This window comes from Agrococcus sp. Marseille-P2731 (assembly GCF_900117395.1).
In the GTDB taxonomy this organism is placed as follows: domain Bacteria; phylum Actinomycetota; class Actinomycetes; order Actinomycetales; family Microbacteriaceae; genus Agrococcus.
Genome location: NZ_FPEG01000001.1, coordinates 619,298 through 644,512, shown reverse-complemented (window position 1 = coordinate 644,512; position 25,215 = coordinate 619,298). Strand labels below are relative to the sequence as shown.

Below are 25,215 nucleotides of genomic sequence, written 5' to 3'. Positions count from 1 at the left end.
GCGCTATCGTCGGCCGCATGGCAGATTCGCGACGCACCCACGCAGGATCCGGCGCCGCCCGGCCCACCGTCCCGGCCATCGCTCGGGCGGGCGCGATGATCGGCGCACTCGCGCGCACGGCCGGCGGCCCGGCGTTCCGCGCGATCACGGCGCCGCCCCTCGCGCGAGCCGGCGCACGCTTCGCCACTCGGGCCGCGAGGCTCTGGGGGCGCGCGCTCGGCGGGCAGGAGCGGCGCGTCGGGCAGCTGCACGTGATCACCGGGCTGCCGCAGTGGGCGTTCGGCCGCGGCGGCACGACCGTCGGCGCGACCTTCCTGACCCGCGCATCCGACTCGCCCGCGGTGCTCGAGCACGAGGACGTGCACCGCCAGCAGTGGGAGCGCTACGGCCTCTGGTTCATCCCGATGTACTACGCAGCCGGCATCGACGCGAAGCGCAACCGCTTCGAGATCGAGGCGGGGCTGGAGCAGGGCGGCTACCTGCCCAAGCGCGGCCCCGACGCGCAGCGCGACGCCTGATCCCCGCCGCTCGACCGGTCGACTGGTTGCCCGCGCCCCACCAGGTACTACCCGACCGATCAGCCGGTTGGGAATCGGGCGAGGGCCCGCGCCGTCCAGGGGATGCGGCGCTCGAGCTGGCGGCCGATGGCCAGCAGGGTCGCCTCCTCCCCCGGCCGCCCGATCAGCTGCGCGCCCATCGGCAGCCCCTCGACGGTCTCGTGCACGGGCAGCGTGATCGCCGGCAGCCCGGTGAGGTTGACGAACGAGGTGTGCGGCGTGTGCAGCACCTGCGCGTCGAAGTCGGCCTCGCCGTCGTCGCTCGGGTACCAGCCCAGCGGCCGCGGCGTGAGCGCGGTCGTCGGCGTCAGCACCGCATCCCACGGACCGAACGCCGCGAGCACGCGCCGCTCGTACTCCGTCGCCCACAGCTGCGCCCGCGCCAAGCCGCCTGCGGTGAGGGCGTCGCTCGTCTCCACGATCCAGCGAGCGAGCGGCTCGAGCCGATCCCGCTCCCCCAGCGGGATGGGGATCGTCGCCGCGCCACCCCGCCACAGGTCGGTGAAGGCGGCCGCATACCCGCCGACACCCGGCACGCCCAGGTCGCCCGAGGCCTCCGGCAGCGCCACCTCGCCCAGCTCGTGCCCGAAGGCCTCGAGAGCGCGCACGGTCGCCTCCACGGCGGCCGTCGCCTCCGGCGAGATGCGGATGTCGTGCGTCGCGTCCCAGGGCGTGCCACCGGTGAGCACGGCGATGCGGAAGCGGCCCTCGCCGCGCATCGCTGCCGCGAGCAGCGAGCCGTCGTCGCGCTCGGGCGCGCGCAGGACGAGCGGATGCCGCACGACGCCGTTCTGCCGCCCGATGAGCGCGTCGGTGAGGAGCGCCACGTCGATGACCGAGCGCGCGATCGCCCCCGCCGTCACGAGGCCGCCCACCGCCCCGACGCCGCCCTGCGCGGGGATGCGGCCGCGGGTGGGCTTCAGGCCCACGAGGCCGCAGGTCGCTGCGGGGATGCGGATGGAGCCGCCGCCGTCGGACCCGGGGGCGAAGGGCAGCAGCCCCTGGGCGACCGCGGCCGCGGCGCCGCCGGAGGAGCCGCCCGCGTGCAGGCCGGGGTGGCCGGGCAGCGTCGTGGCGCCGTGCAGCGCGGAGCGCGTGTAGCCCGCGAAGCCGAGCTCGGGGGCTGCCGTTCGGCCGAGCACGACGCCGCCGCCCTCGTCGAGCACCTGCGCCACCGGGTGCGTGGCCTCGGCGACGGCGCCCTCGAGCCAGCGACTGCCCATCGACGCGGGCTGCCCGGCGCGTGGCGTGAGATCCTTGTCGGCGAAGGGCAGGCCGTGGATGATGCCCGTGCGGTCCTCCGCCTCGTCTGCGGCGCGGGCGCGCGCGAGGGCGAGCTCGCCGTCGACGTGCACGAAGGCCGAAGCCGCGTCGAGCCGCTCGATGCGGTCGAGCTGGTGCTGGGCGACCTCGACGGCGCTCAGCTCGCGCGCGTGCAGCAGCCGCCACAGCTCGAGCGCCCCCAGCTCGTGGATCGCCGTCGCCTGCGCGAAGGGGTCGCTCATCCCAGGAACCGCCCGGCGCGGCGCTGCAGTCGCTTGCGCTCCGTGCGCTCGCGCATCTCGTCGCGGCTCACGTAGTTCGTGAGCTCGCGGAACGGGTCGCGCCCCACGTAGCGCGGCGGCTCGGCGACGATCGCGGCGACCGCCTTCGCGAGCTCCCAGTACTCCCCGATGCGCGTGCCCTGCCGCGGGTTCAGATGGCGCAGACGCGCGTCGTAGCGCACCTCCCCCCGCACCTCGACCTGGATCACGAAGCCGCGCGTCTGGCCGCTGACCGACACCATCCAGAACCCTGGCCCGAGGTCGGTGACCGTCGCCCCGATGTCGCCCGCGAGCGCCGCTGCCTGCACGTCTGCGCGCTCACGATCGTCGCGCCACCGGTCGAACTCCGTCATGGCGACATGGTGCCATCGGACACTGACACGCCTGCGGCCGTCACGCGCCAGTCGATCGGATGCGCGCCCTGCGCCACGAGCGCGTCATTGGCGCGGGAGAACGGGCGGGAGCCGAAGAAGCCGCGGCGAGCGCTCAGCGGCGAGGGGTGCGGCGAGGCGATGACGGATGCGCCCTCGAGCAGGGGCGTCAGGGACTGCGCCTGCGCGCCCCAGAGGATCGCGACGAGTGGTGCGGGCGAGCCGTCGGGACCGCGCCGGTCGACGAGGGCCCTGATGGCCGCCTCGGTCACCTGCTCCCAGCCCCAGCCGCGATGCGAGGCGGGCTGGCCTGCCCCGACCGTCAGCACGCGGTTGAGCAGCAGCACGCCCTGCTCGCTCCACGCGCTCAGGTCACCGTGCTCGGCCGGAGCGATGCCGAGGTCGTCGTGCAGCTCGCGGTAGATGTTCTGCAGCGAGCGCGGCAGCGGCCGCACGTGCTCCTCGACCGCGAACGACAGGCCGATCGGATGTCCAGGCGTGGGGTACGGGTCCTGGCCGACGATGAGCACCCGGACGTCCTCGAGCGGCTGCGTGAAGGCGCGCAGCACCCGCTCGCCCGCCGGCAGGTAGTGCCGACCAGCGGCGGTCTCGGCGCGCAGCCGCTCGCCCAGGTCGTGCACGACGTGCTCGACCGGTGCCAGCGCATCCGCCCAGCCCGCCTCGACGAGCTCGGCGAGCGGGCGCGCCGTCATGCGGCGAGCACTCCGACGCTGACGCGGTCGCCATCGCGATCCGCCGTCCAGACGCTGCCCTCGCCCGCGACGACGAGGCCGCCCGCCGCGACGATGAGCGAGGTGCACTCATCGATCGCGACGACGCGATCGGCGAGCCCCGCGTGCACGATCGCGACCGCACGAGAGAGCGTGCCGTACTGCGCCGCGTGCACGTCGACGACGAGGTCGACGAGGCCGAGGCCCGCGTCGAGCGTGACGTCGTCGAGCTGCTCGGAGCACGCCTCGGGGCACACGGGCACACCGCCGATGCGCCAGCCGCCCAGCAGCGCGACGTCGCCGGCGAGCATCGCGCCCGCCGAGAAGCCGGCGTACGGCACACCGGTGGAGACGAGGCCGCGGATCGTGTCTGCCGCGGGCATGACGGCCGCGTGGTAGCCGGGCGTGAGCCCGCCGCCGATGAAGATGCCGTCGGCGCTGCCGAGGTCGGTGGGCAGCAGGGTGCGCTCGGTGGTCAGCTGCACGATCCTGACCTCACCGGCGCCGAGCTTCGTCATGTCGGCGACGTAGTCGGCGTGCCACGAGGCGCCCTCGGCCTCATCGGCCGCCCACAACACGACCGCGATCACGGGCGGGCCGCCGGCGCGCTCCCGCGCCTCGTCGATGAAGCGGCCCGTCCAGGTCGACTCGTCGTCGGCCCAGCCGCCGCCCAGCAGGTGGATGCTCATGGCTCGAGTCTGCCATCCTTCGACACGCTCGGCGCCTCCGGCGCGGAGCGGCTCAGGAAGCTCCTTCGACACGCTCGGCGCCTCCGGCGCGGAGCGGCTCAGGAAGCTGCTTCGACACGCTCGGCGCCCCCGGCGCGGAGCGGCTCAGGAAGCTGCTTCGACACGCTCGGCGCCTCCGGCGCGGAGCGGCTCGGGAGCCGTCCGGCTCAGGAAGCGTGAGCCGAGAAGACCTCGTCGAGGATGGCGAGGCCGCGGCGAGCGTCGTCGTCGCTCATCACGAGCGGCGGCACGACGTGGATGCGGTTGTCGGCCGCGAAGGGCACGTAGCCGCGCTCCAGCAGCGCGGCCTTCAGCGAGGCGATGACGGATGCGTCCACCGGCGCGCGCGTCGCGCGGTCGGTCACGAGGTCGAGCGCCCAGAAGCAGCCGCGCCCTCGCACCTGGCCGATGATCGCGTGCCGCTCGGCGAGCTCGCGCAGGCCCGGTCCGAGGATGTCGGCCCCCAGGTGCGCTGCGTGCTCGACGATGCCCTCATCGGTCATCGCGTCGATCGCGGCGACGATCGACGCGGCGGCGAGCGGATGCCCGGAGTAGGTGAGGCCGCCGGGGATCGCGCGCTCCTGGAAGGTCGCGAGGATCTCGGGGCTGATGATCACGCCGCCGACGGGCACGTAGCCGGAGTTCACGCCCTTCGCGAAGGTCACGAGGTCCGGCCTCACGCCGTCGTGCTGATGCGCGAACCACTCGCCCGTGCGGCCGAAGCCCGCCATGACCTCGTCGAGGATGAGCACGATGCCGTAGCGATCGGCGAGCTCGCGCAGCCCCTGCAGGTAGCCGGCCGGCGGCACCAGGATGCCGGCGGTGCCGGGCACCGGCTCGACGAGGATGGCCGCGAACGTCGAGGGTCCCTCCGACTCGATGACGCGGCGGGCGTGCTGCAGCGCCCGCTCGCACTCCTGCTCTTCGCTCTCCGACCAGAACTCCGAGCGATAGGCGAAGGGCCCGAAGCAGTGCACGTGGCCGAGGGCGTACTCGTTGTCGACGCGCCTGGTGTCCCCCGTCGCGTTGATCGCCGCGCCGGTGTTGCCGTGGTACGAGCGGTAGTGCGAGAGCACCTTCGTGCGCCCCGTGTGCACGCGCGCCATGCGGATGGCGTTCTCCACCGCATCCGCCCCGCCGTTCGTGAAGAAGACGGCGGCCATCCCATCGATCTTCGAGAGGATGCGCTCCGCCGCCTCGCCGCGGCGCAGGTTCGTCGTCGCGGGTGCGATGGTGGCGAGCTCTGCCGCCTGCTGCTGGATGGCCGCGACGACCTTCGGGTGCGAGTGGCCGATGTTCGTGTTGACGAGCTGGCTCGAGAAGTCGAGGTACTCGCGGCCCTCGTGGTCCCAGAGCCGCACGCCCTCGCCGCGGGCGATCGCGAAGGGGTTGGTGCTGCCGTGCTTCGACCAGGAGTGCAGGATGTGCCGGTCGAGGTCGCGGGCGCGGTCACCGTCTGCAGCGTCGGGAGTCGTCATGATGGCGATGCTATCGGCGCCTCAGGACCTCGCCCTCGCGCTCTCGCGGAGCGCCGGGATGATGCGCTCCCCGTACTGCCGCAGCGTCTCCTCCTTGTCGTCGTGCATCACGTAGGCGGCGAACTGGTCGACGCCGAGCTCGCGCAGCCTCGTGAGCTTCTCGATGTGGTCGTCGACGGTGCCGAGCACGCAGAACCGGTCGACGATCGCATCCGGGACGAAGTCGACGTGGTCGTTGTCGGCCCTGCCGTGCGTGTTGTAGTCGTAGCCCTCGCGCTGCTCGATGTAGGCCGCCAGGTCGGCGGGGATCGCACCCGCGGCTCCGCCGTCGGCTCCCCGGCCGTAGCGGGCGACGATGTCGGCGACGTGGTTGCCGACCATGCCGCCGAACCACCGCGACTGGTCGCGCTGGTGCGCCAGGTCGTCGCCGACGTAGGCCGGGCCGGCGACGCAGATCTTGACGGACATCGGGTCGCGGCCGGCATCGTCGGCCGCGGTGCGCACGTGCTCGATCATCCACTTCGCGATCTCGGGGTCGGCGAGCTGCAGGATGTAGCCGTCGCCAACCTCGCCCGCGAGCTGCAGCGCGCGCGGGCCGTAGGCGGCGACCCACACCGGCACCTGCGAGCCCTCGGACCACGGCAGCCGCAGCGTGACGTCGCCCACCTCGACCGAGCGGCTGGAGCCGAGCTCGCGGATCACGTGCACCGCCTCGCGCAGCTTCCTGAGCGTCGTGGGCTCGCCCCCGCCGACGCGCACGGCCGAGTCGCCGCGCCCGATGCCGCAGATCGTGCGGTTGCCGTACATCTCGTTGAGGGTCGCGAAGGTCGAGGCCGTGACGCTCCAGTCGCGCGTCGCGGGATTCGTGACGAAGGTGCCGACGGTGACGCGCCGCGTCGCCGCGAGCGCGGCCGACATGATGACGTAGGGCTCCTGCCACAGCACGTGCGAGTCGAAGGTCCAGACGTGGCTGAAGCCGTGCGCCTCGGCGAGCTGCGAGAGCTGCACGAATCGGGAGGCGGGCGGATTGGTCTGGAAGACGGCGCCGATGTCCATGGTGCTCCCTCGTCCTACAGCAGGTACTGGCTCAGGCCGCGCTTGACGAAGCGTCCGTCGCCCGCGCTGCCGAGGTAGCGGTCGCCGTCGACGACGATGCGGCCGCGGCTCATGACGGTGTCCACGTGGCCGTCGATCTCGTAGCCCTCCCATGCGGCGTGGTCCATCTGCATGTGGTGGGTCTTGTCGAGCCCGATCGAGGTGTGGCCGCTCGGGTCGTAGATCACGATGTCGGCGTCGGCACCGGGCTGGATCACGCCCTTCTGGCCGTAGAGCCCGAACATGCGCGCCGGCGTGGTCGCGGTGATCTCCACCCAGCGCTCGAGGGTGATGTGGCCGTCGACGACGCCCTGGTAGAGCAGGTTCATGCGGTGCTCGATCGAGCCGATGCCGTTCGGGATCTTCGAGAAGTCACCGAGCCCGAGCTCCTTCTGATCCTTCATGCAGAAGGGGCAGTGGTCGGTGGAGACCATCTGCAGGTCGTTCGTGCGCAGCGCCGTCCACAGCTCGTCCTGGTGGTGCTCGTGCTTCGAGCGCAGCGGTGTCGAGCACACCCACTTCGAGCCCTCGAAGCTGCCCCACTCGTCGCTCGAGGCGCCCAGCTGGTCCTCGAGCGAGAGGTAGAGATATTGCGGGCAGGTCTCGCCGAAGACGTTCTGCCCGGCGTCGCGCGCGGCGGCGAGCTGCGCGACGGCCTGCTTGGCGCTCACGTGGACGATGTAGAGCGGCGCGCCCGTGAGGTTCGCGAGCATGATCGCGCGGTGGGTCGCCTCCTCCTCCATCTGCCAGGCGCGGGCGATGCCGTGGTAGTACGGATCGGTCTTGCCCTCGGCGAGCAGCTGCTGCACGAGCACGTCGATCGCCGGTCCGTTCTCGGCGTGCATCATGGTCATCAGGCCCGTGTCGGCCCCGACCTGCATGGCCCGCAGGATCTGCGCGTCGTCGGAGTAGAAGACGCCCGGATAGGCCATGAAGAGCTTGTAGCTCGTGACGCCCTCGGCTTCGAGCCCGCGCAGCGCGGCGAGCGAGGCGTCGTTCACGTCACCGACGATCTGGTGGAAGCCGTAGTCGATGGCACAGCTCCCCGCGGCCTTCTCGTGCCAGGCGGCGAGCGAGTCCTGCACGTGCTGACCGACCGTCTGCACGGCGAAGTCGACGATCGTGGTCGTGCCGCCCCACGCGGCAGCGCGCGTGCCGGTCTCGAAGGTGTCGCTCGCCTGCGTGCCCCCGAAGGGCATCTCCATGTGAGTGTGCGCGTCGATCCCGCCGGGGATCACGTACTTGCCCGTCGCATCCACCACCGCGTCGACGGATGCGGCGAGGTCGAGCCCGAGGAGCTGGCTGCCGGGCTCCAGGACGGCTCGGATGGTCTCGCCGTCGACGAGCACGTCGGCGAGCGAGCGGCCGGTGGCGGTCACGACGGTGCCGCCGCGGATGAGGGTGGTGGCCATGCGCGCCCCCTACGGCTTCGCGATCCGGGTGTAGGAGTCGGGGCGGCGATCCCGGTAGAACTGCCAGTCGTCGCGCATCTCGCGCACGAGGTCCATCTCCAGGTCGCGCACCATCAGCTCCTCGCCGCTCGACGAGCCGCGCTCGCCGACGAACTCGCCGCGCGGGTCGATCACCTGGCTGGTGCCGTAGAAGTCGACGGCCAGCTCGCCGTACTCGTTGTCCTCGCGGCCGACGCGGTTGGGCTGCAGCACGAAGTAGCCGTTCGCGACGGCGGCGGCGGGCCCCTCGACCTCCCACAGCCGGTTCGAGAGGCCGGGCTTCGTGGCATTGGGGTTGAAGACGATGTGCGCGCCGTTCAAGCCCAGCTCGCGCCACCCCTCGGGGAAGTGGCGGTCGTAGCAGATGTACAGACCGACCTTGCCGACGGCGGTGTCGAAGACCGGGTAGCCGAGGTTGCCGGGCCGGAAGTAGAACTTCTCCCAGAAGCGGTCGAGGTGGGGCAGGTGGTGCTTCCGGTAGGTGCCGAGGATCGACCCGTCGGCATCGACGACCACGGCGGAGTTGTAGTAGACGCCGGTCTGCTCCTCCTCGTAGATCGGCAGGATCGTGACCATGCCGAGCTCCTTCGCGAGCGCGGCGAAGCGCTGCACGATCGGCCCGTCCGCGGGCTCGGCGTAGTCGTAGTAGCGCTTGTCCTGCGTGATGCCGAAGTAGGGGCCGTAGAAGAGCTCCTGGAAGCAGATGACCTGCGCGCCCTGCGCGGCTGCCTCGCGCTGGAAGGCCTCGTGGCGGTCGAGCATCGATGCCTTGTCGCCCGTCCAGGTGGTCTGCGTGATGGCTGCGCGCACCGTCGTCATCGTGTCTCCAGCTTCGTCGTCGGGAGTCGGCAGTCGCCGAAGGGCCAGTCAACCCCACCGCGAGGCGAATGGGTAGGGGCGCGGGCCGCAGAGCGGGCGGCCGCTGCCGCCTCGCGTAGACTCGGTGCCGCGCCGGGCATCACCACCGCGCGCGAACCGCACCACCGTTCGCGTCAGCATGCCCAGCCGCGAGCAGCTGCAGGCCCTGGGCATCCAGACGTGGGTCTCCCCCGCCGCGTGCTGGTCGACGGAGGTGCCGGCGCTGACGTGGGATGCCCTGTTCGCAGAGCTGCGCGACGCGGGTACCGCGCTCGGCGTCCCGGAGGCCGGCGCCGCGCTCGCCGAGGAGCAGCGCGCCGCGCTCGAGGAGATCGAGCCGGTCGCGGTCGCGACGGCAGCTGGCGACGCGCCGACCGCGCTCTGGTACTCCTCCGGCGAGGATGCGCCCTACGTCGGCGCGGGCTCCGGCGCACCGCAGCTCGTGCTCGAGGCCGCGGGGCTGACGAACGTGGCCGCCGACGTCGACGAGACCTGGACGACCATGTCGTGGGAGGCGCTCGCCTCGAGCGACCCCGACGTGATCGTGCTCGTCGACGCGCCCTGGCACACCGCCGCCTCGAAGATCGAGCGGCTGCGCGCCAACCCGGCCACGGCCCAGCTCGAGGCGGTCCAGGCCGAGCGTTTCGTCACCATCCCCTTCCCGACGGCGGAGGCCGGGGTCGGCTCGGTCGGGGCGGTGCAGCTCGTGACGGATGCCGTGCGACCGATGGCGCTCGGATGACGCGCGCGGGGCACACCGCGCTCGCGGTGCCGCAGCGCCAGCAGCAGCGAGCGCGCGGGCAACGACCGCGTCGCGGGCGGCGCTGGGCGCTGCCACTGCTGGGCGCTGGCATGCTCGCGCTCGCGCTCGCCGCGGTGTGCTTCGGCGCCGCGGGCATCGCTCCGGCCGACGCGCTCGCAGCGCTCGCCGCCCGCGCGGGCATCGGCGCCACTCCGCTCGACCGGGTCGACGACGCGATCGTCGTCGACCTGCGCCTCCCCCGCGTGCTCGCCGCCTGCGCGGTCGGCGCCGGCCTCGCCATCGTCGGCGTCGTGATGCAGGCGCTCGTGCGCAACCCGCTCGCCGATCCCTACCTGCTCGGCGTCTCCTCCGGCGCATCCGTCGGCGCGGTGCTCGTGCTGATCGCCGGGCTCGGCGCGCTGCTGCCGGTCGCGGCCTTCGCGGGCGCGCTGCTCGCGCTGCTCGCCACGCTCGGGCTCGCGGGTGCCGCTGGCGGCGCCACGCCCACCCGCACCGTGCTCGCGGGCGTGGTCGTCGCATCCGCCGCCAGCGCCCTCGTCTCGCTCGTCATCTTCTGGAGCGCCGCCGGCGACGCCTTCCGCGAGATCCTCGCGTGGCTGCTCGGCTCGCTCGCCTCGATCACCTGGCCGAGCGCCACGATCGCGCTCGTCGGCGTCGCCCTCGCGCTGCCGCTGCTCGCGAGCGGGCGCGTGCTCGACGCGCTCGCCCTCGGCGACAGCGCTGCCGGCGCGCTCGGCGTCGACGCGCGGCGCACCCGCTGGCTGCTGCTCGTCGCCTGCGCCCTCGTGACCGGCGTGCTCGTCTCGGTCTCCGGGGCGATCGGCTTCATCGGCCTCGTCGTGCCCCACGCGGTGCGGCTCGTGGTCGGCGGCGCGCACGCGCTGCTGCTGCCGGCCTCGGGCCTCGCGGGCGCGATCGTGCTGCTCGTCGCCGACACCGCGGCGCGTGCCGCCTTCGATCCGCGCGAGCTGCCGGTCGGCATCGTCACCGCGCTGCTCGGCGCGCCCGTCTTCGCGGCGCTCATGCTGACGGGTCGGGTGCGCACGTGAGCGGCCACCTGCCCGCCGAGGGCCCGGCAGCGTCGACGACCGCCCTGCAGGTGCGCGACCTCAGCATCGCCGTGCGCGGCCGCACGCTGGTCGAGCACGCGAGCTGGAGCGCCGCGGCCGGCAGCATCACCGCCCTCGTCGGGCCGAACGGCGCGGGCAAGTCGACGATGCTCCGCGCCATCGCCGGCGTCGTGCCAGAGCGCGCGACCCGCTCCGGCAGCGTGCACCTGGGCGGCGAGCGGCTCGACACCATGCCGGCCCGTGCCCGCGCCCGCCGCGTCGCGCTCGTCGAGCAGCTCGCCGACGCCGCTCCGCAGCTCACCGCGCGCGAGACCGTGCGCCTCGGCCGCACCCCGCACCACCGCATGCTCGGCTTCTCGCTCGGCGACGAGCACGTCGTCGAGGCGGCGCTCGCCGACGCCGGCGCCGCGCCGCTCGCCGAGCGGCCCCTCGGCGAGCTCTCCGGCGGCGAGCTGCAGCGCGTGCACATCGCCCGGGCGCTCGCGCAGCAGTCCGGCGCGGTGGCCGGCAGCGCGCTGCTGCTCGACGAGCCGACGAACCACCTCGACGTCGCCTGGCAGCTCGACCTGCTCGACCTCATCCGCCGCCTCGCCGCCGACCGCCCGGTCGTGCTGACCGTGCACGACCTCGCCCTCGCGGCCACGCACGCCGACCGCATCGTGCTGGTCGACGGCGGCCGGGTCGTCGCCGAGGGCACGGCGGATGCGGTGCTGACGGCCGAGCGCATCCGCTCGGTCTACGGCGTGGAGGCGTCGATCGACGCCGACGAGGCGGGCGTCGCGATCCGCTACCGAAGGGTGCAGCCATGAGGATCACCGTGCTCGCCGGAGGCGTCGGCGGGGCGCGCTTCGCGCTCGGCCTGCGCGAGGCCGCGCAGGAGCGCTTCGGCGACGCGGCCGACATCACGATCGTCGCGAACGTCGGCGACGACCTGTGGCTCGCGGGCGTCAAGGTCTGCCCCGATCTCGACTCGCTCATGTACGCGCTCGCGGGCGTCAACGACACCGAGCGCGGCTGGGGCCGCGAGGGCGAGAGCGAGCGCGTCGCCGCCGAGCTCGCGGCCTTCGGCGTGGGCTGGCCGTGGTTCACGCTCGGCGACCTCGACCTCGGCACGCACCTGGCGCGCACCGCGCTGCTGCGCGACGGGGCGACGCTCACGGCGGCGACCGCCAGGCTCACCGCTCGCTGGCCGCTCGGCGTCACGCTGCTGCCGGTGACCGACGACGAGGTGCCCACCCACGTCGAGACCGACGAGGGCGTGCTGCACTTCGAGGAGTGGTGGGTGCGCACGCGGGCGACGGTGCGCGCGCGGCGCTTCGTGCAGCACGGCGTCGAGCGCGCCCGCATCTCGCAAGCCGCGAGCGCCGCGATCGCGAGCGCCGACGTTGTGCTCGTCGCGCCCTCGAACCCGGTCGTCTCGATCGACACGATCCTCGGCATCCCGGGGGCGCGCGAGGCGCTCGCCGCGGCGCCCGCGCCGATCGTCGGCGTCTCGCCCATCATCGGGGGGCGAGCGCTGCGCGGCATGGCGGCCGCGTGCCTCGAGACCATCGGGGTCGAAGCGGATGCGGCTGCGGTCGCCGCGCACTACTGCGCGCGGTCGGGCGGCGACGCGGGCGGGCAGGGCCTCCTCGACGGCTGGCTCGTCGCCGAGGAGGACGCGCACTCGCTGCCCGAGCTGCGGGAGCTCGGCCTGCGCGCCGAGGCACGGCCGCTGCTGCTCACGCCCGGCGGGCCGGCCGCGCAGGTCGCGCACGACGCGCTCTCCCTGGCGCTCGACTAGGCGCCGCGGCGACGACGGGCGACGACGCCCCTATGCCGCGATCGCCGCGCCCTGCAGCACGGCGTGCGTGTGCTCGCCGACGCCGAGGTCGATCGCGATGTGCAGGTCGGCGAGCTCGTCGACGTCGGTGCGCAGCCCCGACTCCGGGTCGACGGGCAGCTCGACGTGGCCGGCGAGCCGGTGCAGCCGGGCGGAGCCGGGCCCGAAGCGCGGCCGCAGCGCATCCGCTCGCCTCGCCGTGAGCAGCGTGGTGCCGGTGGCGATCGCGTCGGGCACGTAGGCGCGGTGCTCGCGGCCGGCGAGCTCGAGCGCGGCGTCGAGCGCCGCGGGCGTGAGCGCCGGCAGGTCGCCGAGCATGACGGCGCTCGGCCGGTCGCCGGGCAGCGCGGCGAGCCCCGCCCTGATCGCCGCGGCGAGCCCGGTGCCGGGGTCGGCGACGACCTCGACGCCCGTGAGCCCGCAGCACACGGCCTCGTCATTCGTGACGACGATGACGCGGTCGACGGATGCGGCCGCGCGCGCAGCCGCGATGGCGTCGCGCGCGAAGGCCACGGCGAGCGCGGCCCGCGCGTCACCCGCATCGAGGCGCGACTTGCCGATCGACCCCTTGACGGGGATCACGATCGACCACAGCATGCCCTCCAGACTACGTCTGCCGGGATGCCTCGCTCGACCGGCGACGCTCAGGAAGCCGTCAGCGGCGCCCTCGAGAGCCCTCTCGCCGTCAGGCGTCCCGCTCGCGCTCCCAAGCCTCGACCCCGAGCAGGCTGGGCGGGAGCAGCGCCGCGAGGGCCTGCCGCCAGCGCGGGGCGGATGCGCTCAGCGCGCGCCGCGCCGCGCGCACGTCGCCGTCGACCGCGCCCGGCTCGCGCGGCCCGGCGTCGAACACGGCGCGCTCGGCGGCCAGCCGCACGCGATCTGCGGCCGATGCCGCGTCTGGGCTGCGGGCCGCGATCGCCTCGTGCACCGCTCCCGGCGTCGCCGACGCCGGGAGCCGAGCGCCGAGGTCGGCGAGCGTCGCCCGCAGCTCGAGCCAGCCACCGGGTGCGCCGCGCCGCAGCCGCACGGCTCGCTGCACCGCCCGCGCGATCGCCGGCAGGGCGAGCAGCAGCAGCACGCCGAGCACGATGAGGATCGTGCGCACGACCGCGGGATCGAGCGTGAAGCCGCCCGGGGCGCCGGGCGCGGCGCTGCCAGAGGGCGCGGGCGCGGTCGGAGGCGTCGACGCGCCCGCGGAGTCCCCCGGCGAGGGCGACGGGGTCGGCGACTCGCTGGCCGGCGGGGTGGTCGGTGTCGGCTCGGGCGTGGGGCTCCGCGTCGGCACGGCGCCCTCGGGGCTCGCGGCACCGGTGCCGGCCCCGGGCGTCGTCTCCACGCGCACCCAGCCGGCGCCGTCGATCCACGCCTCGGCCCAGGCGTGCATCTCGTTCGTCGACACCGCCCATCCGCCGCTGATCTCGCTGCCGGGCAGGAAGCCCACGACCACGCGGGCCGGCACCCCGGCGCCGCGCAGCAGGCCGGCCGTGGCGCTCGCGTAGTGCACGCAGTAACCGCTGCGGGTCTCGAGGAACCCGGCGAGCGCATCCCAGCCCTCACCGCCCGTGCCGCCGAAGCCGGGCAGGTCGAGCTGCTCGGAGTAGTCCCAGAGGCCGGCGGTCATGAACTCGTGCACCGCGACGACGCGCCTCGCAGCGCTCATGCCGGGCGAGACGAGCTCGGCTCCCTGGCGCGCGATCGCCTGCGCGGCCTCCGGCATGGCGAGGTAGGCATCGTGGCCGGAGGAGCCGGCTGCCGCGGGCAGCTCGTCGAGCGACGCCGAGCGCGAGCCGGCGGCGGTGTACTCGAGGCCGGCCGTCTCGATGTCGAGGCCGATGCGGAGCGCATCGTTCGCCACGTCCCAGCTGCTGCCCTCAGGCCGCGGCACCCGCACCACGCGCTCCGGCGTCGGCAGGCTCTCGGCGCGCACGTCCGCCATCCGCACCGTCATCTGCAGCGACTGGCCGCTGTCGGCACCCTCGACGAGCACCGTGGGGCTGCCGGGCTCGATGGGCGCGGCCTCGAAGCCCGCCTCCCCCGCGAGCGGCAGCGTCATCAGGCGCGTGAGGATCGGCTCGCCGTCGGTCGTCGAGTAGGTGAAGACGGGGCGGTCGGCGGGCCTGCGCAGCTGGTCGCCCAGGTCGATGTCGGCGTCGAGCAGCGGCGTCGCGGGGCTGAAGAGCTCCTCGAGCGTCGGCAGGTCGATCGCGGTCTCGCGCGGCGCCGGCGCCACGATCGGCAGCGCGGCCGAGAGGACCGCGGCGACGCCGACGAGCGCGATCGGCGCGAGCCAGCCGCGGCCACGCGCGGCGCGCTCGTCGATCGCCGGCGCCGCGAGCACGAGCGCGCTCAGGATCACGCCCGGCATGGCGTGCCACCAGGGCACCTCGAGGCGGAAGGCGATCGGCAGCACGAGCGGCGTCGCCGCGAGCACGAGCGCGATCGCCGGCACGCGCAGCCCGTGGCCGACGACGTCGATGAGGAGCGTCAGCGCGATCGCGGCGCCCACGACGACGGCCAGCACAGGGCCGGTCGCATCCAGCGGCGTCGAGACCGCCCAGGCGATGTCGACGACGCCCTGGTTGAGCACTCGCATCGTCTCGGGCAGCGAGTCGGGCGTCGGCACGACGGCGAGCAGCGCCTCCTCCGGCGCGGTCAGCGCCGTCACCCACCCGGCGCCCACGAGCGCGGCGGCCGCCGTGCCGACCAGCGCCGGCGCCACCGAGCGCACGAGCGCCGAGCTGAGCGCGAGCGAGCCGACCGCGACGACCACGGGCCACAGCCACGCCTGACCGAGCACCGAGATCGCCGACCACAGCCATCCGATCGGCAGCAGCGCGAGCGCGACGGTCTCGACGATGCCGGCGCGGACGCGCCGCGGCACCCGGTCGGATGCGTCCGGCTCGGTACCGGGGCCGGCATCCGCGCCGCTCATGCGAGCTCCCGGACGGGACCGACGCGATCGATCCAGCGGCGGATGCGCACGCGCGACCCGGGTGGCACGCGCAGCAGGCTCGCGTCGCGCGCGGAGACGAGCCAGAGCGTCGTGCCGGGCGGCAGCGTCCAGGTCTCCGGGGCATGCTCTGCCAAGGCGATCAGGTGCGCGACGGGTGCGTCGCGGCGCCCGGGCGACTGGGCGGCCGCCCTCGCCTCCAGGGACGCGAAGGCCGCGAGGGTGGCAGGCAGGTCGCGCCAGTCGGCCGCCGGCATGCTCGGCTCGCCGGTCTCGCGCACCACCACCCTGCGGTCGCCACCCGCGAGCGCGCGCACGAGCGAGCACGCTGCCCGCGCGAGGCGATCCTGCGCCTCGCGGTCGGCGCCGACGGCGCTCGCCGTGTCGAGCACGACGACGTCGTCGTCGGTGGCGGGGTTCGCCTCCTGCCGCACCATCAGCTGGCCGCGCTTCGCGCTCTGCCGCCAGTGGACGCGCCGCTGGGGGTCACCGGGGCGCCACTCGCGGACCATCGCATCGACGCTGTCGGCGGTGCGCGACTGCGCGAGCCGGCCCTCCTCGCGGTTCGAGCGCAGCGTCGTCGATGACAGGCTCAGCACCTCCGGCCCCACGACGAGGCTCGCGCGCGCATCGACCGTGCGCGTCGAGCGCATCACCCGGAACGGGTCGAGCGCCACGATCGCGACCGGCGCGAGCCGCCAGCGCCCGCGCGGATGCGCACCGAGGTCGACCGCGGCGCGGCCCTCGTCGTCCAGCTCGCCCTCGAGCAGCAGGTAGCGCTCGGGCCCGGGCGCCCAGGTCGACCAGGTGGCACCCGCGTGCCGACGGTCGCCCGCGACGCGCAGCGACGCATCCTCGCCCTCCTGCACGACGCCCGGCACGCCCAGCCGCACCGCGCCGACGGCGCCGAGCGCCCACCAGAGCCCGAGCAGCAGCACGCCGAGGCAGAGCGCGGCCGGCACCAGCAGCACCGCCTGGCGCTCCCAGTAGGCGGCGACGAGCAGCAGCAGGCCGATCAGCAGCAGCACGGCTCCGCGAGCGGTCGGGCGCACCCTCGCCGAGTCGCCCCCGCGGCGCAGCCTCGCTCGCGCCCGGCGCGCCTCGGCACCGCTCGGCGCGACCTCGCTGTCCTCGGTGCGGGAGCCTCGGGCCATCAGCGCATGATGGGGGCGGCCGTCGACGCGAGCGCCTGCGCGACCACCGCGCGCGCCTCGTCGTGGCGCGCCTGGGGGTCGTGCATCACGAGGTGGTGCGGCAGCACGTGGGGAGCGAGGGCCTTCACGTCGTCGGGCGAGAGCCAGTCGCGGCCCAGCAGGTGGGCGTGCGCCTTCGCCGCGCGCACCAGCTGCAGCGTCGCCCGGGGGCTCGCGCCGAGCCGCACATCGGGGTGGCCGCGCGTGGCCCGCGCCAGGCGCACGGCGTAGCGCTCCACCAGCTCGTGCGCGCGCACGGCCCGTGCCTCGTCGATCTCTGCCTGGAACTGCGCCTGGCTCGTGACCGCCCGCACGGCGTCCAGCGGCTGCGCCGTCTCGCGCGCGGTGACCATGGCGTGCTCCGCGGCCTCGTCGGGGTAGCCGAGCTCGAGCCTGGCCATGAAGCGGTCGCGCTGCGCCTCCGGCAGCGCATAGGTGCCCTCCATGTCGATCGGGTTCTGCGTCGCGACCACGAGGAACGGCGTCGGCAGCACGTGCGTCACGCCGTCGACCGTCACCTGGCCCTCCGCCATGCACTCGAGCAGCGCCGCCTGCGTCTTGGGGCTCGCGCGGTTGATCTCGTCGGCGATGACGATGTTGGCGAAGACGGGGCCGGGCTGGAAGCGCAGCTCGCCGGTCTTCTGGTCGAGCACCGACATGCCCGTGATGTCGCTCGGCAGCAGATCGGGCGTGCACTGGATGCGGCGCACGCTGCCGCCGATCGCCGCGGCGAACGCGCGGGCCAGCTGGGTCTTGCCGACGCCGGGGACGTCCTCGAGCAGTACGTGCCCCTCGGCGAGCAGCACGGTCAGCATCGTGCGGATCTCGGCGTGCTTGCCCGAGATGACGCTCCCCACGGCTGCCTCGATGCGCTCGCCGGCGGTCTCGCGCCCGGGCTCTGCCTCCCGCTCCGGCTCGCGCCGATGGACATCCCGCTCCGCCATGCTCGCCTCGCTCATGCCTGCATCCTCGCCTGTCCTGCAGCCGGCGCCGCGGCGTCGCGCCTGCCCGCCTCGTAGCCCTCGCGATACGCCTCGTCGGCGCCGAGCCTGAACATGTCGTCCTCCGGCGCGCGCACGAGCCTGGTCGCGCCCGGCTCGTCCAGCGCCGCGACGTGGCGGCCCATCCCCCGCACGAGCACGACGGGCACGCCGTCGGCCTTGCCCGCGACGAGGTCGGCGGCGCCGGCGATCTCGTCGGCGATCGCCGGCGCCGTGACCACGAGCGGCCGGCCGCTCGCGTCCAGCTGGCCGCTGAGGGGCTCGAGCACGCGGATGCCGGCGGCGCCGATCGCGACGTCGGTCTGGCCGACGCGCCAGGCGCGCCCCAGCGTGTCGCTCACCACGACGCCGATCGCCGCGCAGAAGCGCGCCCGCAGCCCCCCGGCGATCGCGCGCGCCGACGCATCCGAGTCGACCGGGAGCAGCAGGATCGTGCCCTCATCGGTGTTCGAGGCGTCGATGCCCGCCGCCGCGAGCACGAGGCCCGTGCGGTGCTCGACGATGCGGGTCACGCCGCCCGGGTGCGTGCGCGAGGCGACCAGCCGCACCGACTCCTCGTCGATGGCCTGCTCGCGCTCGTCGGCGGGGCGGATGCGCCCCTCGGCCTTGGAGATGACCTTGCTGGTGACGACGACGACATCGCCGTCCTGCGGGGCGAGCGGCGCGAGCGCATCGGCGATCAGCGCGGTCAGGTCGTCGCCCGGGCGGATCTCGCCCATGCCGCGCACCGCCAGCAGCTCGAGGTCGGCGCCGTGCAGCCCCGTCATCGCTGCTGCAGGAAGGTGGCGACCGCTCGCGGCACGTAGGGGCTGATGTCGCCACCGAGCTCGGACACCTGGCGCACGAGGCTCGACGAGACGTGCGCGTTCTCGGGGTTCGGCAGCATGAAGATGGTCTCGACGCCCGCGAGGTTGCGGTTCACGATCGACATCGGCGTCTCGTAGGACAGGTCGGTCGACGAGCGGATGCCCTTGACGAGCACCTCGGCCCCCACCTGCTGGCAGTAGTCGACGAGCAGGCCCATCGACCAGTTCGCGATGCGGATGTGCCCCTCGATGCGCGCCTCGGCGATCGCGCGCTCGATCAGCTGCTCGCGCTCCGGCACCGGCAGGAACGCCGCCTTGCCGGGGTTGTGGGTGACCACGACGTGCACCTCGTCGAAGAGCTTCGCGGCGCGCGCCACGACATCCAGGTGACCCAGGGTCACGGGGTCGAACGAACCGGGCACGACGGCGATGCGGGGCATGCGCTCCAGCCTAGGTCACGACGCCATGGGCACCGCGAACGTCGGCGGCGCGGGGGCGGTGTCAGGCGGTCACGAGCGCCGCGCGCGCGTCGGGGTCGAGGCGCGCGTGCACGGCCAGGCGCAGCGTCGTGTGGTGGGCGAGCTTCGGGTCGTCGGCCAGCACCTCCTGCGCGGCGGCACGCGCGGCCTCGATGACGGCGCCGTCGCGGGCGACCCGCAGCGCTCGCAGGCCGCTGCGGCCGCCGGACTGCACGTGCCCGAGCACATCGCCCTCGCCGCGCTGCTCGAGGTCGACCTCGGCCAGCTCGAAGCCGTCGAGCGTGCTCGCCACCGCCTCGAGCCGCACCATCGCGTCGCTGAAGGGGTCGGCCGAGGTCACGAGCATGCAGAGCCCCGCGTGCTCGCCGCGCCCGACGCGGCCGCGCAGCTGGTGCAGCTGCGAGACGCCGAAGCGGTCGGCCGAGAGCACGACCATCATGGTGGCGTTCGGCACGTCGACGCCCACCTCGATGACGGTCGTCGCGACCACCACGTCGATCTCGCCGGCGCGGAAGGCCTGCATGACGGCGTCCTTCGCATCGGTCGACATCGTGCCGGTGAGCGGCTCGATCCGGCGCCCCGCGAGCGCCGGGCTCGCCTGCAGCTGCCGCAGGGTCGTCACCACGTCGTCGACGGGTGCCGCCGGCGCGGCGCTCGCCGGGGCATCCGTGCCGGTGCCACCCGGACCGGAGCCGCCGCCCGAGCGCGAGCCGTCGCCTGCCCCGCCAGCCGTGCCCCCGTCGTGCGCGCTGACCCCCTCGAGGGTGCCGGGCGAGATGGCAGGGCAGACCACGAAGGCCTGGCGGCCGCGCTCGAGCTCCTCGTGCATGCGCCCCCAGATGCGGTGGAAGACCGCGACGTCGCCCTTGTCGACCACGAAGGTCTGGATGGGGCTGCGGCCGGCGGGCAGCGAGCGGATGGTCGAGACGTCGAGGTCGCCGAAGGCCGTCATGGCGATCGTGCGAGGGATGGGCGTGGCGGTGAGCACGAGCGTGTGCGGATGGGTGCCCTTGGCGCGCAGGGCCTCGCGCTGCGCGACGCCGAAGCGGTGCTGCTCGTCGATCACGACGAGCCCGAGCTCGGCGAACGAGGTCTTCTCGCTCAGCAGCGCGTGCGTGCCGACGACGATGCGCGCCTGACCGGCGGCGATGCGCAGCATGGCCCGCTTGCGCTCAGCGGCGGGCAGCTGGCCGGTGAGCAGCGTCGGCTGCAGCTCGGCGGCGAGATCGGGCCCGAGCGCCCGCGTGATCGAGCGCAGGTGCTGCACGGCGAGCACCTCGGTCGGCGCGAGCAGCGCCGACTGACCGCCCGACTCGGCGACCGCGAGCATCGCGCGGGTCGCGACGACCGTCTTGCCGGAGCCCACCTCGCCCTGCACGAGCCGGTGCATCGCCGTGCCGCTCGCGAGGTCGGCCGCGATCGCCTCGCCGGCTGCCAGCTGGTCGTCGGTGAGCTGCCAGGGCAGCGCGGCGTCGAATCGCGCGAGCAGGGCACCCGCGTGCCGCGGCGCGGTCGGCAGCGTGTCGAGCCACGAGCGGGTGGCCAGCAGATAGGTCTGCAGCAGGAACGCCTCCTGCCACGCGAGGCTGTGGCGGGCGCGGTAGGCGTCCTGCTCGATGCGCGGCGCGTGCACCATGCGCAGCGCCTCCACGAGCGGCATGAGGCGGTTGGCCATGCGCACCGACGGCGGCACCGGATCGGGCTGGTCGCCGATCGCGTCGAGCGCCTGCTCGACGAGCGCCTGCAGCTTGGTGGTGGTGACGGATGCGGTGGCGGGGTAGATCGGCACGGGCTGGTTGGCCCACTCCTCGGCGTCGATGCCCTCCGCCTCGTCGAAGAGCTCGACGTCGGGGTGCGCGAGCTGCCAGCGATCCTTGTAGATGCCGACGGTGCCCGAGAAGAGGGCGGTGACGCCCTGGCGCAGCTGCTCCTTACGGAACGCCTGGTTGAAGAACGCCAGGTCGATGCTGCCCTCGCCGTCGGTGATCGTGATGGTCGTGAGCGAGCGGCGGCGGCCCTTCTGGTCGCGCGCGAGCTCGCGCGACTCGACCGAGCGCACCCGCGCGACGAGGGTGACGTGCTCGCCCGGCACGAGGCTCGCGAAGTCGGTGAGCTCGCCGCGCTTCGCGTAGCGGCGCGGCAGGTGCCAGACGAGGTCGCCGAGCGTCGCCATGCCGAAGGCGCGCTCGAGCTTGCCGGCGGTCGCCTTGCCGACCACGCGCTCGAGCGGTCGCCCGAACCCGTCGGGCAGGGCCGTGCCGCCCGCTTCCTCACTCGCCACCCTGCCAGGGTATGTCGGGCCGCCCACGGGCGCAGCGCATCCGCCCGCTGGTGGTGGCGGATGCGCCACCCACGTGGGCGGGATGCGTCAAGATGTGGGCATGACGCGGATCATCGGAGGCCTCGCAGGCGGCGCACGGCTGCTCGTGCCGGTGCGGGGCACCAGGCCGACCTCTGAGCGGGTGCGGGAGGCGATCTTCAGCGCGCTGGACGCGCGGAGCCTGTGCGATGGCGCGCTCGTGCTCGACCTGTTCGCGGGCTCCGGTGCGCTCGGGCTCGAGGCAGCGAGCCGGGGCGCCGAGTCGGTCGTGCTCGTGGAGCGCGACAAGGGCGCCGCGAAGATCGCGCAGCGGAACGCCGAGACGGTCGCGAAGGCGGGCGCCGTGCGGGCACTCGTCGAGCCGGCGGCCGTGCGCACCTTCCTGCAGCGCTCGGCGCGCACCTTCGACCTGGTCTTCGTCGACCCGCCCTACGACCTCGGCGACGATGAGCTCACCGCTGTGCTCGCCGAGCTGGCGCCGCTGCTGCAGCACCCAGCGACGGTCGTCGTCGAGCGGGCGCGCAAGGCCGGCGCGCTCGAGCCGCCCGGTGACCTCGAGGTCGAGCGCACCCGCGACTACGGCGACACGAGGCTGCACTACCTCGCGACCACCGGCACCGCCGCCGACGCGGCGCGCCCCGAGTCGGCGCCGGCTCCGTGACGGCGCACGCGGCGACGGCGCTGCAGATCGCGCGGGCCGACTTCGAGGACGCCGCGCTCGCAGCGTTCCTGCAGGCGCACCTCGACGACCTCGCACCGACGGCGCCCGCGTGCAGCCAGCACGCGCTCGACCTCACCGGCCTGCAGCGCGACGGCGTGCGGCTCTGGGTGGCGCGCGCACCGGACGGCGCGCTGGTCGGCACGGGCGCGCTCGCCTCGGTCGAGCCCGGGCACGAGGAGCTCAAGAGCATGCGCACCGACCCGGCGCGGCGCGGCGCGGGCATCGCGTCGACGCTGCTGCTGCACGCGCTCGCTGACGCCCGGTCGCGCTCCGTCGGCCGCGTCTCGCTCGAGACCGGCAGCCAGCCGTTCTTCGCGCCCGCGCGAGCGCTCTACGCGAAGCACGGGTTCGTCGAGTGCGAGCCGTTCGGCGCCTACCGGCCCGACCCCAACAGCACCTTCATGACGCTCGCCCTCCAGGTCGCGAGCGCGCCGCGCGCAGCGGTCTGACTCAGGCCCGGTAGGGGTCCCAGCCGCGCGCATCGAGCGGCTCGCCGTCGAGCGCCACCGACCCGATGCCGTCGGTCGCCGCCTCGACGACGCCCAGCCGGCGCACCGGCTGCCCCGCGAGCACGGCGGGAGGCTCGACGCCCGCGGGCAGGGTCACGAGCAGCGCGTGATCCTCACCGCCGTGCAGCGCCGCCGAGCGCTCGGCGCCCGGCGAGGCGGCGTCGACGGCGGCTGACTCGAGCGCGATCCGCACCCCGGATGCGCGGGCGATGCGAGCGGCATCCAGCGCGAGCCCGTCGGAGACGTCGAGCATCGCGGTGGCGCCGAGGTCGGCGAGCATCGTGCCCGCGGCGACGGGCGAGACGGGCGCGAGCTGCGCATCCACCGCACGCCCGTGCGAGCCGGCGCGCAGGCGCGCGGTCGCCTCGCTCGCCGGCTCGGCGCCCTCGCCGTGGGCCTCGGCGAAGAGCCGCCGCAGCCCCGTCGCGGCCAGTCCGAGCCCGCCGACGCACCACACCGCATCCGCCACCCGTGCCCCTGAGCGCAGCACGGGCGCGCGGCCGCCGAGGTCGCCGAAGGCCGTCACCGCGATCGTCGCGTGCGGCGCAGTGCCGAGATCGCCCCCGACGACGCCGCAGCCGGGGGCCATGGCGGCGATCGCGTCAGCGAGCCCGCGCGCGAAGGCCTCGAGGGCCGACACCCGCGTCGACGGCGCGACCGCGAGCGCCACCACGAGCGAGGTCGGGCGCGCCCCCATCGCGGCGACGTCGATGAGGTTCGTCGCGACGGCCTTCCAGCCGAGGTCGTGCCAGCTCGACCACGAGAGGCGGAAGTCGGCGCCCTCGAGCATCGTGTCGGTCGTGACGACGAAGCGGCCGTCGGGCGCGCGCACGACCGCGGCGTCGTCGCCCGGGCCCACGTCGGTGACGTCGCCGGCCGGCAGCAGCGGCAGGAAGCGTCGGAGCGCCTCGAGCTCGCCGGCCTCGTGCAGCGTGGGGTCGTCCATGCTCGCAACGCTAGCCGCCGGGCGGCGGCGCTCGCTCGGCACGGGCCGCGCGGCACTGGCCGCGCTTCGCCTCGGTAGGCTCGTCCGGTGCCCCGCCTCCGCATCCTCGCCGCCGCCGTGGCGCTGCTCGCGCTGACCGGCTGCGCGAGCACCGTGTCGCTGCCGGTGGCCGACGAGGCCGCTGACCCAGGATGCGCCGGAGTCATCGTCTCGCTGCCGCCGGTCATCGGTGACGAGAGCCTCCCAGACCCGCTCGAGCGCCGCGACACGAGCTCGCAGGGCACCGCGGCGTGGGGCGACCCGAGCGCGATGACGCTGCGCTGCGGCATGCCGGAGCCCGCGCCGTCCACCCAGCGCTGCACCGGCATCCAGGTCGGGATCGACAGCGAGGTGCACTGGCTCGAGGTTGCCCAGGAGGAGTCGGTCTGGACCTTCGTGAGCTACGGCCGCTCTCCCGCGACCGAGGTCGTCGTCGACACGAACGTCGTGAGCGCCATCACCGCGCTCGAGGCGGTCTCGAGCGCCGTCGACCGCACGGAGCTCGTCGGCGCCTGCTCGTAGTCCCGGCGGGGAGTCGCTCACTCGCCGGCGATCACCAGCCGCGGGCATCCGCACGCCGGCGCCGGATGGGTCAGGCGTCGGGCGTCTGGTCAGCTGCCGCGTCGGCGGCGATGACCTCCGGCAGGAAGACGCGCCCGTCGTCGTGGCCCGGGTCGAGCACGATCGCGTGCCCCGCGGGGATCGCGGCGGCGAGCTCCGCGCCCGTGAGCCGCAGGTGCTTGCGCGTGCGCGTCGCGAAGCCTCCGATGCGGTCGGTCGCGGTGAACGCGACGACCAGCTGCATGTCGCGATGCGGGAGCACCAGGAACTTGCCGGAGCCCGGATCGCGGGGATCCTCGACCACGGCCGGCACCACGAGCTCTGCCTCGCGCACGAGCGACCACGCACCCGCGTGATCGGTGGCGTCGATGGCGTGCAGGGCGTCGAGCGTGGGGTTTGCCATGCGTCAATGCTGGCAGACGGATGCGCCGGCGCGGCCAGGCGTGTTGGTGCGCTCTGGGAGGATGGTCGGCATGGCGCTCGACTTCACCGCGATCGATTTCGAGACCGCCAACGGCAACGCCGCATCGGCCTGCGCGGTGGGCCTGGTGAAGGTGCGCGGGGGCCTCGTCGTCGACCGCTGGTCGACGCTGATCCAGCCGCCCGCCCCCTACGACGAGTTCTGGGAGTGGAACATCCGGATCCACGGGATCCAGCCGCACCAGGTCTTCGACGCGCCCGGCTGGACCGAGGCGCAGGAGCGCATCCTCGACTTCGGTGGCGACGACGTCTACGTCGCGCACAACGCCGGCTTCGACAAGGGCGTCATGCGCGCCGCGGCGAAGGCTTCGCGCCTGCCGGTCCCCGACATGCGCTGGACCGACTCGCTCCGCATCGCCCGCAAGACCTACGCTCTCGAGTCCTACCGCCTGCCGGTCGCGGCGCTCGCGGCGGGCTTCGACGACTTCCAGCACCACGATGCCGCGGGCGACGCCGAGGCCTGCGCCGCCATCGTCATCGGTGCGGCCAGGCGGCACGAGGCCGAGGATCTGGATGCGCTCGTCAAGTGCTGCGTGTCGGCGATCCACGAGATCGGTGAGCGTCACGAGCAGATGGCCGAGCTCGAGGCGAAGCGGCGCGCAGCGCAGCGCGAGCGGCCCTGGTGGCAGTGAACTCGTCGTACTGATCCTCGACTTCTTGTCCCCCAAGCCATAACGAAGTCGTTACGATCCCCGCCGTGCGGAAGCACGGCATCCGCGTGTTCCTGCGGATCTCGAGCGGC

The 25,215-nt window shown here is 74.5% G+C and carries 26 protein-coding genes; 9 read left to right on the top strand and 17 right to left on the bottom strand.

What is annotated here, in order from left to right; translation table 11 throughout:
- The first annotated feature begins 17 nt into the window (after window positions 1–17).
- Window positions 18–518: a hypothetical protein gene (locus BQ6202_RS03185; protein WP_234946091.1), complete on the top strand. Its 501-nt coding sequence runs from the start codon at window positions 18–20 to the stop codon at window positions 516–518.
- 59 nt (window positions 519–577) lie between these two features.
- On the opposite strand, the gene BQ6202_RS03180 is transcribed toward BQ6202_RS03185, so the two are convergent.
- The 8 genes from BQ6202_RS03180 to BQ6202_RS03145 all read right to left on the bottom strand — a co-directional run bounded on the left by BQ6202_RS03180 (window position 578) and on the right by BQ6202_RS03145 (window position 8,774).
- Window positions 578–2,062, bottom strand: coding sequence for an amidase (locus BQ6202_RS03180; protein WP_072313004.1), 1,485 nt, complete (start codon window positions 2,060–2,062; stop codon window positions 578–580).
- Entirely contained in the window at window positions 2,059–2,454 is a 396-nt protein-coding gene (locus BQ6202_RS03175) for a hypothetical protein (RefSeq protein ID WP_072313003.1), read from the bottom strand. Before BQ6202_RS03175 ends, BQ6202_RS03180 begins: the two co-directional genes overlap by 4 nt.
- The gene (locus BQ6202_RS03170) at window positions 2,451–3,185 is read right to left on the bottom strand and encodes a uracil-DNA glycosylase (protein ID WP_072313002.1); all 735 of its coding nucleotides are present in this window, start codon (window positions 3,183–3,185) and stop codon (window positions 2,451–2,453) included. Before BQ6202_RS03170 ends, BQ6202_RS03175 begins: the two co-directional genes overlap by 4 nt.
- On the bottom strand, window positions 3,182–3,892 hold the full coding sequence (locus BQ6202_RS03165; RefSeq protein ID WP_072313001.1) for a Type 1 glutamine amidotransferase-like domain-containing protein: 711 nt from the start codon (window positions 3,890–3,892) through the stop codon (window positions 3,182–3,184). The genes BQ6202_RS03170 and BQ6202_RS03165 overlap by 4 nt, the downstream gene beginning before the upstream one ends.
- A 206-nt stretch (window positions 3,893–4,098) precedes the next feature.
- Window positions 4,099–5,409 carry an aspartate aminotransferase family protein gene (locus BQ6202_RS03160; protein WP_072313000.1) on the bottom strand — a complete coding sequence of 437 codons (1,311 nt, stop codon included), beginning with the start codon at window positions 5,407–5,409 and terminating at the stop codon, window positions 4,099–4,101.
- 21 nt (window positions 5,410–5,430) lie between these two features.
- Window positions 5,431–6,465 (bottom strand): TIGR03842 family LLM class F420-dependent oxidoreductase, encoded by a 1,035-nt coding sequence (locus BQ6202_RS03155; RefSeq protein WP_072312999.1) that lies wholly within the window; start codon window positions 6,463–6,465, stop codon window positions 5,431–5,433.
- 14 nt (window positions 6,466–6,479) lie between these two features.
- Window positions 6,480–7,916, bottom strand: a complete 1,437-nt coding sequence (hydA, locus tag BQ6202_RS03150; protein WP_072312998.1) for a dihydropyrimidinase — start codon at window positions 7,914–7,916, stop codon at window positions 6,480–6,482.
- 9 nt (window positions 7,917–7,925) lie between these two features.
- Complete coding sequence (locus BQ6202_RS03145) at window positions 7,926–8,774, bottom strand: nitrilase-related carbon-nitrogen hydrolase (RefSeq protein WP_072312997.1); 849 nt, start codon at window positions 8,772–8,774, stop codon at window positions 7,926–7,928.
- Window positions 8,775–8,952: 178 nt separating this feature from the next.
- Between BQ6202_RS03145 and BQ6202_RS03140 the strand changes: the two genes are divergently transcribed.
- The 4 genes from BQ6202_RS03140 to cofD are packed head-to-tail and all read left to right on the top strand — an operon-like array spanning window position 8,953 to window position 12,429.
- Window positions 8,953–9,555 (top strand): ABC transporter substrate-binding protein, encoded by a 603-nt coding sequence (locus BQ6202_RS03140; RefSeq protein WP_072312996.1) that lies wholly within the window; start codon window positions 8,953–8,955, stop codon window positions 9,553–9,555.
- The gene (locus BQ6202_RS03135) at window positions 9,552–10,625 is read left to right on the top strand and encodes an iron chelate uptake ABC transporter family permease subunit (protein WP_083586884.1); all 1,074 of its coding nucleotides are present in this window, start codon (window positions 9,552–9,554) and stop codon (window positions 10,623–10,625) included. Before BQ6202_RS03140 ends, BQ6202_RS03135 begins: the two co-directional genes overlap by 4 nt.
- On the top strand, window positions 10,622–11,455 hold the full coding sequence (locus BQ6202_RS03130; protein ID WP_083586881.1) for an ABC transporter ATP-binding protein: 834 nt from the start codon (window positions 10,622–10,624) through the stop codon (window positions 11,453–11,455). The genes BQ6202_RS03135 and BQ6202_RS03130 overlap by 4 nt, the downstream gene beginning before the upstream one ends.
- Window positions 11,452–12,429, top strand: coding sequence for a 2-phospho-L-lactate transferase (cofD, locus tag BQ6202_RS03125; protein WP_072312995.1), 978 nt, complete (start codon window positions 11,452–11,454; stop codon window positions 12,427–12,429). Before BQ6202_RS03130 ends, cofD begins: the two co-directional genes overlap by 4 nt.
- Window positions 12,430–12,459: 30 nt before the next feature.
- Here cofD and cofC read toward each other — a convergent pair whose 3' ends face one another.
- The 7 genes from cofC to BQ6202_RS03090 all read right to left on the bottom strand — a co-directional run bounded on the left by cofC (window position 12,460) and on the right by BQ6202_RS03090 (window position 21,178).
- Window positions 12,460–13,065, bottom strand: a complete 606-nt coding sequence (gene cofC / locus BQ6202_RS03120; RefSeq protein ID WP_072312994.1) for a 2-phospho-L-lactate guanylyltransferase — start codon at window positions 13,063–13,065, stop codon at window positions 12,460–12,462.
- A gap of 88 nt (window positions 13,066–13,153) precedes the next feature.
- Window positions 13,154–15,400 (bottom strand): transglutaminase-like domain-containing protein, encoded by a 2,247-nt coding sequence (locus tag BQ6202_RS03115; RefSeq protein ID WP_072312993.1) that lies wholly within the window; start codon window positions 15,398–15,400, stop codon window positions 13,154–13,156.
- Window positions 15,397–16,572 carry a DUF58 domain-containing protein gene (locus tag BQ6202_RS03110; RefSeq protein WP_072312992.1) on the bottom strand — a complete coding sequence of 392 codons (1,176 nt, stop codon included), beginning with the start codon at window positions 16,570–16,572 and terminating at the stop codon, window positions 15,397–15,399. Before BQ6202_RS03110 ends, BQ6202_RS03115 begins: the two co-directional genes overlap by 4 nt.
- Window positions 16,572–17,570 carry an AAA family ATPase gene (locus tag BQ6202_RS03105; RefSeq protein ID WP_083586878.1) on the bottom strand — a complete coding sequence of 333 codons (999 nt, stop codon included), beginning with the start codon at window positions 17,568–17,570 and terminating at the stop codon, window positions 16,572–16,574. Before BQ6202_RS03105 ends, BQ6202_RS03110 begins: the two co-directional genes overlap by 1 nt.
- Entirely contained in the window at window positions 17,567–18,379 is an 813-nt protein-coding gene (cofE, locus tag BQ6202_RS03100; RefSeq protein ID WP_072312991.1) for a coenzyme F420-0:L-glutamate ligase, read from the bottom strand. Before cofE ends, BQ6202_RS03105 begins: the two co-directional genes overlap by 4 nt.
- Window positions 18,376–18,858: a pantetheine-phosphate adenylyltransferase gene (gene coaD, locus BQ6202_RS03095; RefSeq protein WP_072312990.1), complete on the bottom strand. Its 483-nt coding sequence runs from the start codon at window positions 18,856–18,858 to the stop codon at window positions 18,376–18,378. Before coaD ends, cofE begins: the two co-directional genes overlap by 4 nt.
- Window positions 18,859–18,919: 61 nt before the next feature.
- Window positions 18,920–21,178 (bottom strand): ATP-dependent DNA helicase RecG, encoded by a 2,259-nt coding sequence (locus BQ6202_RS03090; protein WP_234946090.1) that lies wholly within the window; start codon window positions 21,176–21,178, stop codon window positions 18,920–18,922.
- Window positions 21,179–21,278: 100 nt separating this feature from the next.
- On the opposite strand from BQ6202_RS03090, the gene rsmD reads away from it, so the two are divergent.
- Both rsmD and BQ6202_RS03080 read left to right on the top strand, forming a co-directional pair.
- Window positions 21,279–21,878: a 16S rRNA (guanine(966)-N(2))-methyltransferase RsmD gene (gene rsmD, locus BQ6202_RS03085; RefSeq protein ID WP_072312989.1), complete on the top strand. Its 600-nt coding sequence runs from the start codon at window positions 21,279–21,281 to the stop codon at window positions 21,876–21,878.
- Window positions 21,875–22,387 carry a GNAT family N-acetyltransferase gene (locus tag BQ6202_RS03080; protein WP_083586875.1) on the top strand — a complete coding sequence of 171 codons (513 nt, stop codon included), beginning with the start codon at window positions 21,875–21,877 and terminating at the stop codon, window positions 22,385–22,387. The genes rsmD and BQ6202_RS03080 overlap by 4 nt, the downstream gene beginning before the upstream one ends.
- 1 nt (window position 22,388) lies before the next feature.
- Here BQ6202_RS03080 and thiL read toward each other — a convergent pair whose 3' ends face one another.
- Window positions 22,389–23,393 (bottom strand): thiamine-phosphate kinase, encoded by a 1,005-nt coding sequence (gene thiL, locus BQ6202_RS03075; protein ID WP_072312988.1) that lies wholly within the window; start codon window positions 23,391–23,393, stop codon window positions 22,389–22,391.
- An 87-nt stretch (window positions 23,394–23,480) separates the two neighbouring features.
- Between thiL and BQ6202_RS03070 the strand changes: the two genes are divergently transcribed.
- Window positions 23,481–23,954 (top strand): DUF3515 family protein, encoded by a 474-nt coding sequence (locus BQ6202_RS03070; RefSeq protein WP_072312987.1) that lies wholly within the window; start codon window positions 23,481–23,483, stop codon window positions 23,952–23,954.
- Between the two features lie 70 nt (window positions 23,955–24,024).
- Here BQ6202_RS03070 and BQ6202_RS03065 read toward each other — a convergent pair whose 3' ends face one another.
- Entirely contained in the window at window positions 24,025–24,396 is a 372-nt protein-coding gene (locus tag BQ6202_RS03065) for an SseB family protein (protein ID WP_072312986.1), read from the bottom strand.
- Window positions 24,397–24,466: 70 nt separating this feature from the next.
- On the opposite strand from BQ6202_RS03065, the gene BQ6202_RS03060 reads away from it, so the two are divergent.
- Window positions 24,467–25,105, top strand: a complete 639-nt coding sequence (locus BQ6202_RS03060) for an exonuclease domain-containing protein (protein ID WP_072312985.1) — start codon at window positions 24,467–24,469, stop codon at window positions 25,103–25,105.
- Window positions 25,106–25,215: the final 110 nt, after the last annotated feature.

Bases quoted from the DNA above. Each gene is read 5' to 3' on its own strand.
- BQ6202_RS03185 (WP_234946091.1), top strand. From the start codon at position 18: ATGGCAGATTCGCGACGCACCCACGCAGGATCCGGCGCCGCCCGGCCC.
- BQ6202_RS03180 (WP_072313004.1), bottom strand. From the start codon at position 2,062: ATGAGCGACCCCTTCGCGCAGGCGACGGCGATCCACGAGCTGGGGGCG.
- BQ6202_RS03175 (WP_072313003.1), bottom strand. From the start codon at position 2,454: ATGACGGAGTTCGACCGGTGGCGCGACGATCGTGAGCGCGCAGACGTG.
- BQ6202_RS03170 (WP_072313002.1), bottom strand. From the start codon at position 3,185: ATGACGGCGCGCCCGCTCGCCGAGCTCGTCGAGGCGGGCTGGGCGGAT.
- BQ6202_RS03165 (WP_072313001.1), bottom strand. From the start codon at position 3,892: ATGAGCATCCACCTGCTGGGCGGCGGCTGGGCCGACGACGAGTCGACC.
- BQ6202_RS03160 (WP_072313000.1), bottom strand. From the start codon at position 5,409: ATGACGACTCCCGACGCTGCAGACGGTGACCGCGCCCGCGACCTCGAC.
- BQ6202_RS03155 (WP_072312999.1), bottom strand. From the start codon at position 6,465: ATGGACATCGGCGCCGTCTTCCAGACCAATCCGCCCGCCTCCCGATTC.
- hydA (WP_072312998.1), bottom strand. From the start codon at position 7,916: ATGGCCACCACCCTCATCCGCGGCGGCACCGTCGTGACCGCCACCGGC.
- BQ6202_RS03145 (WP_072312997.1), bottom strand. From the start codon at position 8,774: ATGACGACGGTGCGCGCAGCCATCACGCAGACCACCTGGACGGGCGAC.
- BQ6202_RS03140 (WP_072312996.1), top strand. From the start codon at position 8,953: ATGCCCAGCCGCGAGCAGCTGCAGGCCCTGGGCATCCAGACGTGGGTC.
- BQ6202_RS03135 (WP_083586884.1), top strand. From the start codon at position 9,552: ATGACGCGCGCGGGGCACACCGCGCTCGCGGTGCCGCAGCGCCAGCAG.
- cofD (WP_072312995.1), top strand. From the start codon at position 11,452: ATGAGGATCACCGTGCTCGCCGGAGGCGTCGGCGGGGCGCGCTTCGCG.
- cofC (WP_072312994.1), bottom strand. From the start codon at position 13,065: ATGCTGTGGTCGATCGTGATCCCCGTCAAGGGGTCGATCGGCAAGTCG.
- BQ6202_RS03115 (WP_072312993.1), bottom strand. From the start codon at position 15,400: ATGAGCGGCGCGGATGCCGGCCCCGGTACCGAGCCGGACGCATCCGAC.
- BQ6202_RS03110 (WP_072312992.1), bottom strand. From the start codon at position 16,572: ATGGCCCGAGGCTCCCGCACCGAGGACAGCGAGGTCGCGCCGAGCGGT.
- BQ6202_RS03105 (WP_083586878.1), bottom strand. From the start codon at position 17,570: ATGAGCGAGGCGAGCATGGCGGAGCGGGATGTCCATCGGCGCGAGCCG.
- cofE (WP_072312991.1), bottom strand. From the start codon at position 18,379: ATGACGGGGCTGCACGGCGCCGACCTCGAGCTGCTGGCGGTGCGCGGC.
- coaD (WP_072312990.1), bottom strand. From the start codon at position 18,858: ATGCCCCGCATCGCCGTCGTGCCCGGTTCGTTCGACCCCGTGACCCTG.
- rsmD (WP_072312989.1), top strand. From the start codon at position 21,279: ATGACGCGGATCATCGGAGGCCTCGCAGGCGGCGCACGGCTGCTCGTG.
- thiL (WP_072312988.1), bottom strand. From the start codon at position 23,393: ATGGACGACCCCACGCTGCACGAGGCCGGCGAGCTCGAGGCGCTCCGA.
- BQ6202_RS03065 (WP_072312986.1), bottom strand. From the start codon at position 24,396: ATGGCAAACCCCACGCTCGACGCCCTGCACGCCATCGACGCCACCGAT.
- BQ6202_RS03060 (WP_072312985.1), top strand. From the start codon at position 24,467: ATGGCGCTCGACTTCACCGCGATCGATTTCGAGACCGCCAACGGCAAC.